Annotated in this window: 10 protein-coding genes; 5 read left to right on the top strand and 5 right to left on the bottom strand. The window is 65.4% G+C overall.

Annotated elements, in window-relative coordinates; translation table 11 throughout:
* The coding region (locus VFA16_RS04080) for a cytochrome P450 (protein ID WP_324966580.1) at positions 1–577 on the top strand (577 nt) is incomplete at its 5' end.
* A gap of 3 nt (positions 578–580) precedes the next feature.
* On the opposite strand, the gene VFA16_RS04075 is transcribed toward VFA16_RS04080, so the two are convergent.
* From VFA16_RS04075 to VFA16_RS04065, 3 genes are all read right to left on the bottom strand, one after another.
* Positions 581–772: a ferredoxin gene (locus tag VFA16_RS04075; RefSeq protein ID WP_324966579.1), complete on the bottom strand. Its 192-nt coding sequence runs from the start codon at positions 770–772 to the stop codon at positions 581–583.
* Positions 773–837: 65 nt separating this feature from the next.
* Entirely contained in the window at positions 838–2016 is a 1179-nt protein-coding gene (locus VFA16_RS04070) for a phosphatidylserine decarboxylase (RefSeq protein ID WP_324966578.1), read from the bottom strand.
* 197 nt (positions 2017–2213) lie between these two features.
* Positions 2214–4646 (bottom strand): CoA transferase, encoded by a 2433-nt coding sequence (locus VFA16_RS04065; protein ID WP_324966577.1) that lies wholly within the window; start codon positions 4644–4646, stop codon positions 2214–2216.
* 129 nt (positions 4647–4775) lie between these two features.
* On the opposite strand from VFA16_RS04065, the gene VFA16_RS04060 reads away from it, so the two are divergent.
* A complete protein-coding gene (locus tag VFA16_RS04060) occupies positions 4776–5597 on the top strand; it encodes a FadR/GntR family transcriptional regulator (RefSeq protein ID WP_324966576.1) in 822 nt (273 codons plus the stop codon).
* Positions 5598–5621: 24 nt separating this feature from the next.
* Positions 5622–6341 carry an SDR family oxidoreductase gene (locus VFA16_RS04055; RefSeq protein WP_324966575.1) on the top strand — a complete coding sequence of 240 codons (720 nt, stop codon included), beginning with the start codon at positions 5622–5624 and terminating at the stop codon, positions 6339–6341.
* 10 nt (positions 6342–6351) lie between these two features.
* On the opposite strand, the gene VFA16_RS04050 is transcribed toward VFA16_RS04055, so the two are convergent.
* Positions 6352–6774 carry a VOC family protein gene (locus VFA16_RS04050; protein ID WP_324966574.1) on the bottom strand — a complete coding sequence of 141 codons (423 nt, stop codon included), beginning with the start codon at positions 6772–6774 and terminating at the stop codon, positions 6352–6354.
* Between the two features lie 5 nt (positions 6775–6779).
* Positions 6780–7229 (bottom strand): helix-turn-helix transcriptional regulator, encoded by a 450-nt coding sequence (locus VFA16_RS04045; protein ID WP_324966573.1) that lies wholly within the window; start codon positions 7227–7229, stop codon positions 6780–6782.
* A 100-nt stretch (positions 7230–7329) separates the two neighbouring features.
* On the opposite strand from VFA16_RS04045, the gene VFA16_RS04040 reads away from it, so the two are divergent.
* On the top strand, positions 7330–8397 hold the full coding sequence (locus VFA16_RS04040; RefSeq protein ID WP_324966572.1) for an acyl-CoA dehydrogenase family protein: 1068 nt from the start codon (positions 7330–7332) through the stop codon (positions 8395–8397).
* A 20-nt stretch (positions 8398–8417) separates the two neighbouring features.
* Positions 8418–9471 (top strand): acyl-CoA dehydrogenase family protein (locus VFA16_RS04035; protein WP_324966581.1); only part of this gene is annotated, 1054 nt, incomplete at its 3' end.

Raw genomic sequence — 9471 nt, 5'->3', positions numbered from 1 at the left:
CGAGATCACCGGAGATGACGGCGAGAAGTTTCGGCTGCCCGCCAACGAGCTCGAGATTTTCTTCTTCGTGCTGGCCTTCGCCGGCAGTGACACCACCAAGAACGCACTTGCCTCCGGGTTGCAGGCGTTCGTCGCAAACCCGGAACAAATCGAGCGTTACCGCGACGAGGAGGCGCTGCGCCCCATCGCGGTCGAAGAGGTGCTGCGCTGGGCTACCCCGGTGGCGTACTGGACCCGCACCGCCAAGGTTGACGTCGAGATGGACGGCCAGCACATCCCCAAGGGCGACCGAGTGGTATCGATGCTGCGCTCGGCCAATCGCGACGAGGAGGTCTTCGAGGACCCGTTCCGGTTCGACATCGGCCGTCAACCCAACCCGCACGTCGCATTCGGCGGCGGCGGGCCGCACCATTGTCTGGGCGCGATGCTGGCCCGTGCGGAGCTGCGCGCCGTATTCGACGAGCTGCTGCTGCGCTGCGACAACATCGCCGTCGGACCGCCGAAGGTGGCCCACCCTAACCTGATCACCAACATGCAGATCTACGACGAGATGGCGATCTCGCTGACGGCTCGCTAGTACTCAGTCGACGATCCGCAGCGCCGCCTTCGGACACTGGTCGACTGCGGCGCGCACGTCGATCACGCGGTCCTGCGGCACCGGCGCGTCAGCGATCTGCACTACCTCGGCGTCGCCCAGTTCGAAGATGTCCGGAGCCAGTGATTCACAGAACCCGTTGGCTTCGCACAACGATTCGTCGACAATCACCCGCATCGGATGCTCCTCACGCTTACGAGTAGTTCGATACCCATAGCTAAGCACTACTTCCCGCGGGCGGGTTAGGAGGACCGAGGCTTACAGCGCGCTACCGGGGTGCCGACGAACCGGAACTCCTCGCTGGTGTCGATCTGGGGATCAACCCCCTCCTGAAACAGGATGATGATGTCCGAGCCGCCGAACTGGAAGTAGCCGAACTCTTCGCCTTTGGCCATGTGCTTGCCTTCTACCGCGGTCAGCACCACCGACGACACGTGCGCCATCCCTACCGGGATGACCGCGACGATGCCGATGTCGCCCGCGTCAGACGCGGAGGTGTCGATAGTGACCACTCCGCGGGTCTGCGAGAACTCGTATCCACTGCTGGCGCTGTCGCTGGCGGCGAACTCGCCGCTGCCGAGGCCGACCTGCATGAAGACTTTGCCGTTGATCCGGAAGGATTCCTTGACCAGACCCCCGACGGGCAAGTGGTAGCGGTGGTAGGCATGCACCGGCAGCATGTAGTGCACGAATGTGCCGCGGGCAAAGCTTTCGCTGTAGGCGCTGCCTTCCATGAGCTGTTTGATGTTGCCGTACTTCTCGTTCTTGACCGGGGTGGCCGGGATGTTTGAGTCGGCGTCGATGTCGTAGAGGTGCTGGTATTGGCAGTCCGCCGGCGAGGTGACCACCAAGTTGTTGGAGGGTTCAGCGATCGGACGCAGCCCGCCGTTGATTTCGCGGGCGATGAACTGGTTGGCCGTCAACCAGCCGCTGGGCGCATTTGGCACGCCGTCGATCAGGGACTCATGGATGCGGTACTCCGGGGCATTCTCGATGAACGACTGCAAGACTTCCGGGCTGAATGACTCGGGTGTGTCCAGGAAACTGCCCCACTGGCGGGCGAATTCGCTCATCCACTCCCGGAAGATCCCGGAGTTCTGTAGTGCCTGTCCGTCAATCTTCTGAGAGGCCAGGAAGTAGAAGTGTGACATCCGGTCGCTGACCTCTTGCGCCTGCCTCTTTTCGTTCTTCCAGGCATCGGCGTTCGACTCGTGGGGCACCCATCTGATGAAGCGCTTGAGGTAGCCCTCGTATTCACCGATATCGGTGGGCCACTCCAGCGCTGCGAACAGCTCTGGTTTCAGTTCTGCTTCGGCCTGTTCCCGGGCCTTCACCAAAGACCGCTCGAGCAAATCCGCGAGGCCGTGTTCTTTGTCGAGCGTGTGCCGGAGTTGTTGGACGATCGCTTCGGGGTCGCTCATATGACTGTCCTTACTGTGGTCGCAAACGTTGACCGCCGCGGCACCCACGCCCACCGGTTTTCGCCGGACGTAAATGCCGCGCCGACAAACGATTCGTTGAACCCACGGCCATGTCGGTGTCGGGGACTCACCTGACGTACCCCAGCGGCCACCCGAATAATCCGCTGCTAACCGGTCTGCCCACCATCGCGGCTGCGTCACGCGCCCTTGGGCCGGTTCCCGATCACCCCGCTTGCCGTCAACCGCTCCAGATCGGCTTCGGACAGGCCGCACAGTTCGCGCAGCACCTCGTCATTGTGCTCACCGAGCGTCGGCGGCGTCCGCCGCAACCACCGGGATTGGCCGGCCAGCGGCGCGAACGGCGGACGCGGATACCAGCCGGTGCCGGTACGCGGGTGATTGAGCGATTCGAAGAACCTGCGCTCGCGCAGTTGCGCGTTCTCCGTCACCAACGAGGGCGACACCACGGGTGCGGCGGGAACGCCTGCCTCGGCCAGGCGCTCCACCGTGGCGGCCGGGTCCTGGGTGGCGAACCACTCCTGCAGGCGGCGGTCGATGTCGTCGACGCGCTCACGCCGGCCAGCCACGGTGGCAAGGCCGGCGTCGTCGCTCCATGACGGCCGGCCCAGCTCGACCAGCGCGCGCCACTGCTCATCAGTGGCCACGGTGACGGCGATCCACTCGTCGTCCCCAGCGCAGCGATAGAGGTTCTGAACCGCCCAACCGTGACCGCGGTTGCCTTCCCGGCTCAATGTCACCCCGAAGACTTCCGATTCAATCGGCTGAACGGCAGTGACATTCAGCACCGCTTCGATCATCGGCAACTCGACGAGCTGACCGTCTCCTGTTCGCTCCGCGAAATCGAGCGCGGCCAGCACCGCGAATGCGGCGTGTACCCCGGCCAGTGGATCGCAGGCTCCGCGGGGGGCGACAGGCGGCCCGTCGGGCAAACCGGTCACCCATGCCAGCCCGGCGATCTGCTCCATGGTCGGGGCAAATCCGACGCGGTCGCGCCACGGACCTTCCAAACCGAACGCGGGCATCCGAGCGACGACGAGCTTCGGATTCACCGCCAGCATGGCTTGTGCGGTCAACCCGAAGTGGTCCATCACCCGGGGAGAGAAGTTCTCGATCACCACGTCGGCGCCGGCCACCAGAGTCTTGAACAGCCGCCGACCGTCTTCGGACGTCAAATCCAGTGTCACCGAGCGCTTGTTGGTGTTCATGGCGTGGAAAACCCAGCCGTATTCCCACCAGTCGTCGACGTCGGTGCGCATGCCCCCCGAATACCGGATGCCGTCGGGACGCTGGATCGACTCCACCTTGACCACGTCGGCGCCGAAGGCAGCAAGCAGGTGGGTCGCGGCCGGACCGGCCCAGAAGGCCGTGAGGTCGACAATCCGAACACCCTCGAGCGGCAACCGCCCATCCGGTGGGTTGCCATTGAAATTGCTTGGCTGCCAAAGAGATTCGTTGTCTTCGCCCAGGGAGGGCGCACGTCCCAGCGGTGCCGGTCGACAGCGCGACATCAGCCACGGCGGCCGCGGCTGATGGAAACCTGCAGGGTTGCACACGAACACACCGCGATCGCGCACATACGCCATGTCGCGGATGGTCGAGCCGTTGCCCAACGGTGCGATCGGCAGCCGAAACAGCTGCCCCAGTTCGACGATCTCCTCGACGGTGCGTTCAGCCAACCACGGGCCGATGAGTTCACGGATCAGATCGCGGTATTCCCACCGGCCGATCTGAAAACGCAGCTGCGGAATCTCGGTCAGCTGTGGGCAGTCGACCATTGCGGCGAAGTCGAGCCACTGTTGACCGGTCACCATGGTGATGCCGACGTAGCCGTCCTTGGCACGCTCGATCGAGGGTACTTCGATGGTTCGCGTCACCGGCGGCACCTGCAGCAGCTGCGAATGCAGCCACTCGCTGCTTTGCATCAGCGTGATGGCTTCGAGCATGGACAGGTCCAAGTGCTCACCGGCACCGCCGCGCTCAACGCGGCGGCGAATCGCCAGTGCACCGAACGCGGCGAACACCCCACCCATGTATTCCCCCAGGTCGCCGCCGATCGCGATCGGCGGGCCGGCGGGGTCGCCGCGGAAACCGGTCGAGCCCGCCCAGGCCTGAAGCGTGAACTCGCTGGCCGCACGCTCGGCGTACGGACCGGTCCAGCCGAAGTCGGAAATCGTGACCATGACAGCATGTGGCGAATCCGCCAGCAACTGCTGCGGATCGATGCCGAGCTTGGCTGCTTGCGACCGGGTGGCGGTGACCAGCACAACGTCGGCGGCGGCGAGTTCGGCGCGAAAGCGCTTGTCGGAAGCCGGGATCGTCAGGCTGCGCTTGCCGGCGTTAAGGTAGCTGAACAGTGGTGAGTCGGCACCAGCTGGCACGGGTGAGCGGCTGGCGGTGAACCGGCGCAGCGGATCTCCTTGCGGCGGTTCGATTTTACGCACTTCCGCGCCGGCGTCCACCAGAAGCTTCCCGCAGTAACTGCCGGCAATGCGGTCACTGATCTCGATGACACGCAAGCTGTCAAGCGGTGTCGGTCGGCCGTCCAGCGCCTCGCTCACCCTACATCCGTCCGCGTCGTTTCCTGGTGATCGTAATGACTTCGCCAGCATAGGGCCCGCGACCGTCCACGTCGGCGAGCGATCAGCACGGCTATTATGCGATCACTGCTAAGATACGAATTTATCGCGCGGTCGCCGGAGACCGCACCATCTTTATCCGTGTATCGCTGCGAGGATCAGATGACCACGCTGGGAGTCGGCCCAGAGGCGCGCCGTCGGTTGTCGGCGCCGCGGATCGCCGAGATCGTCGCAGACGAGTTGCGGCGTCAGATCATCGACGGCGAACTGGCCGACGGTGATCTGTTGCCGCGACAAGAAGTGCTCGTCGAGCAATTCAATGTCAGCCTCGTGTCCCTGCGGGAAGCGCTGCGGATTTTGGAGACCGAGGGTCTGGTCTCGGTTCGGCGCGGCAACCGGGGCGGCGCCGTCGTGCATGCGCCGGCCAAGACCAGCGCCGCCTACATGCTCGGGCTGTTGTTGCAAAGCGAATACGTCAAGGTGTCCGACCTCGGTGCGGCGCTGCTGGAACTCGAACCTGCTTGCGCGGCGCTGGCGGCCCAGCGGCCCGACCGGGCCGACACGCTGGTGCCCGACCTCAAGCAGATCAACGACGCAATGGCCACCCACCTCGATGACGGTCGCGAATTCACCGAAATCGGCCGGCAATTCCACGATGCCCTGGTCCGTGGGTGCGGAAACCAGACCATCATCGCGGTGGTGGGCACGCTGGAGACGCTATGGACCAGCCACGAGCAGCAATGGGCTAACGAGAGTGCGGCGCACGGCACTTATCCCTCGCTGGCCAAGCGCCGTGCCGCACTCAACACACACGTCAAGCTGACCGAGATGATCGAGGCAGGTGACGTCGACCGCGCGCGCCGGGTGGCGGCCCGTCACCTCGCCGACACGCAGACCCACGTGTTAGCCGGCCGGCCGGATCAACGGATTTATGCGCTGTCGCCGCAGGCTCTGTCGCGGCCGCGGGACGCCCGCCGTCTGTAGATCGAAGACTCGCGAACGGGAACCGTGAGAACTGCATTGGTCACCGGTGGCAGCGGTGGAATCGGCAAGGCCTGCGGACGAAAGCTGTGCGAGCTCGGCTATGACGTGGTGCTGTGCGCACGCCGCGAAGACCCGTTGCGGGCCGCAGCCGAGGAGATCGGCGCGCGCTATATCGTGGCCGACGCGTCGGATCCGTTCGGATTCTTTAGCGCAATAAGCGCATTGGAGACCATCGATCTCGTCGTGCACGCGGCCGGGATGCTGGGCGGAACCTATGCACGCAAGCAGACTTTCGAGCAGTGGCAGGCCATTATGTCCGCCAACCTCGACTCGTGCTTCGTGGTGACGTCCGCGGTCTTGCCTCGGATGCGGGCGGGCTCACGCCTGGTGTTTATCTCCTCGTCGGCGGCACACGAGCCAATGATGGCCCGAACCGCCTACTCGGCGTCGAAGGCCGGTATGAACGCATTCGCCCGAGCGCTGGCGCTGGAGGTGGACCGTGACGGTATCGCCGTCCACATTGTGACGCCGGGACCGGTGGAAACCGAGATGCTGCAAGACGTCCCGTTCGAGATGCACGCCATCCAGGTCGCCGATGTCGCCGATGCCGTCGCGTGGCTCGACACCGTGGACCCGTCGGTGGATCTGCCCGAGATCCGGATGCACGCGGTGCGCCGCGGCCCGTTCGCTCGGCCACCGATAGTGCCGACCGAGGCTCGCCGAAGGGCGGCGCAGCGGCGGTGACGTTTACCCTCTAGCCCAACTCCTGGATGCGGACCATATTGCCGGCGGGATCGCGCAGCGCACAGTCACGTACCCCATACGGCTGCTGGGTTGGCTCCTGGACGATCTCGACTCGTCCGGCTTGTAAGCCGGCCTGCAGCCGCTCGAAGGTGCCGTCGAGGTCCTTGGTTGCCAGCACGATCATGCCGTAGGTGCCCTTGGCCATCATCTCGGCGATGACCCGGCGCTCCTCATCGGTAAGTCCCGGGGCGGCGGTCGGCGGGTGCAGGACGATGGACGTATCAGGCTGATTGGGCGGGCCGATCGTAATCCAGCGCATCTTGCCGTTGCCGACATCGAGGCGCACCTCGAAGCCGAGAATGTCGCGGTAAAACGCCAGTGAGGCCTCCGGGTCGTCGTGCGGGAGCATGCTCGAGTGAATGGTGATGTCCATGACCGTCACGCTAAATGCAGATCGACGGCGGGCGCTTCTCGATTCCTGATCGGTTTGGTCACCTGTTTCTCCACACACGACGGCATCCCCGCCGTCAGGTGTTCCGTCCGTGCCCGGTACACGCTCGGCGGTATCCCGACCAGCTCGGTGAACCGCGTGCTGAACGTGCCAAGCGAGGAGCAGCCGACCGCGAAACAGACTTCAGTGACGCTGAGATCGCCCCGACGCAACAGCGCCATCGCGCGCTCGATGCGCCGAGTCATCAGATAGGAGTATGGCGATTCGCCGTAGGCGAGCCGGAACTCACGAGACAGGTGCCCGCCCGACATATTCACGCCACGCGCCAACGCTTCGACGTCCAGCGGCTGCGCGTACTCCCGGTCGATCCGGTCGCGGACGCGGCGCAGCCGCGCGAGGTCGCGCAGACGCTGCTCCTCGGCGGGTTTTCGGGTCACACGCGGATCGTACGGGGCGCGGCAGCCGCCCAGCGGCGCGCTATCACACCGATTGACGCCTGCATCGCTAGTTTACTATTTTTATGATGTTAGGGGTCTTATGGATGTTGGGCTGAATTCCGAGCAACTCGCGCTACGCGACAGCGTGCGCGACGTTCTGCATACCGAGTGCCCGCCCGATGTCGCCCGGCAAGCGATGACCGATCCCGAACGCTGGCGCGCGCTGTGGAAGACCGTCGTCGACCTGGGCTGGACCGAGCTTGCCGCGCCCGACGGGGAATTCGGCATCGTTGACCGCGTCGTGGTGATGGAGGAATGCGGCGCCGCAATCGCTCCGATTCCGTTGCTGAGCAGCGTCGGTCTCGCGGCGGGCGTCTTGCGGTCGAGCGGTCCGGCAGGTAAGCAACCATTGAGCGAAATCGCCGGCGGCGTCGTCGCCACGCTCGCTGTCCATCCGCCGGGGCAACGGCTGCCCGGCGTGCCGATGACACTGCAGGGCGGGCGACTGCGCGGACGCGCCGTTGCGGTTCCAGATGTCTCCCGCGCCGAGTTGATTGTCACCTTGGCCGCCGACGACGACGGCGTGATGGCCGCGGTCGTGCGCGGCGGCGACAGCATCAGGATTCACCCAGCCGACTGCACCGATCCCGCGCAACCGCTGGCCGATGTCGAGATGGACACCGAACCGCTCGTCACCGCCCCGGTGGACCTCGAATATGCCTTGGCGCCAGCGCTGCTCGCAGCGGCCGCCGATCTCATCGGCGTCGCCAGTGCCGCTCTGGCCCGCTCCGTCGAGCATGCGAAGTCGCGGCAACAGTTCGGCAAGCCGATCGGCGCCTTTCAAGGGATCAAGCACGCGTTGGCCGACAACTACGTCAGTGTGGAGCGCGCCCGCAGCCTGACCTATGCGGCGGCCGCTCGCCTCGATGATCCGGCCACCACCGCAGAAGCCGGCTGGACTGCCGCCGCGCTGGCCAAGGCCGCCGCAGGGGATGCGGCACTGAGCTGTGCACGCACCGCGGTTCAGGTGCACGGCGCGATCGCCCAAACCTGGGAGCATGACATCCATCTCTACCTGCGGCATGCGTGGCAACGCGCCGCGGCGCTCGGTGACAGTCGCGCGCTCTACCACGCTGTGGGGCACCAATTCGCCAGGGGTACACGGTGACAACGACTGAAACGCCGGAAGTGGTTGCGCAGTTCGCCGCCTGGCTGACCGAGTTCTTGCCGCGCGACTACCGGGAGCGGTATCGCGAATACCGTTGGGATCTCACGCTGCGTCGCGAGTATCAGCGCGCGGCGTTCGAAGCCGGGTGGCTGCAGCCGACGTGGCCACGCGAACACGGAGGGCGCTCGCTCGACGTGCGGGCGGCGATGGAGATCCGGCTCGAAGCGGCGATGCGCTCGGCGCCCAAGCTCCCCAACATCGCCGGCCCTAATGTCGCCGCGCCCGCGATTCGCCAGTTCGGCACTCCTGAGCAGATCGATCGCCTGCTGGTGCCGCTGCTACGCGGCGACGAGTGGTGGGCACTGGGAATGTCGGAGCCTGAAGCCGGTTCGGACTTCGCCGGCTTGCGGACCCGCGCCGAGCGTGATGGTGAGGTGTTCCGGGTCAACGGCCGCAAGATCTGGACGACGCAGGCGCATCTCTCGCGGTGGTGCACGCTGTACGCCCGCACTGACCCAGCCGCACCGAAACACCGTGGTATTTCGTGCCTGATCCTCGACCTTCAGTCGCCGGGGGTAAGCATCAACCCGATCCGCATGGCGTCGATCTCCGACGAGACGTTCTGCGAGATGTTCCTCGACGACGTCGAGGTGCCGGTAGCCAACCTCTTGGGGCCGCTGGACGGCGGCTGGCAGGTCGCGTTGTCGTCATTGCACCACGAACGCCAGATGATCTGGGTGATGAACTGGGTGGAAATCCAGCGCGGACTCGAATCTGTGCGCCAAGTGCGCGAGCGGGCGTGTTTGTACGCCGACACGCCGGCGACCACTGTACAAACACGCCCGCTCGCGCCGGAAGGCGAGGACATCTACGCCGAGCTGGGGTCGCTGCTCGCCGACGCCGAAGCTCTGCGGGCCACCGGATACCGGGCACTGAACAACGAACTCGCCGACCGCCCCAGCCCGGAAGCAGACATTCTCAAGCTGCTGGGATCTGTGACCTTGCAACGTGTTTGGGAGCTCAGCGCCGCCGCCGCAGGCCCGCAGTCAAGCGCTGACCCGGACCTGCTGTTCG

Source organism: Mycobacterium sp. (assembly GCF_035653355.1).
Taxonomy (GTDB): Bacteria; Actinomycetota; Actinomycetes; order Mycobacteriales; family Mycobacteriaceae; genus Mycobacterium.
The sequence above is the reverse complement of the archived record's forward strand: the minus strand, read 5'-3'. Positions and strand labels throughout refer to the sequence as shown.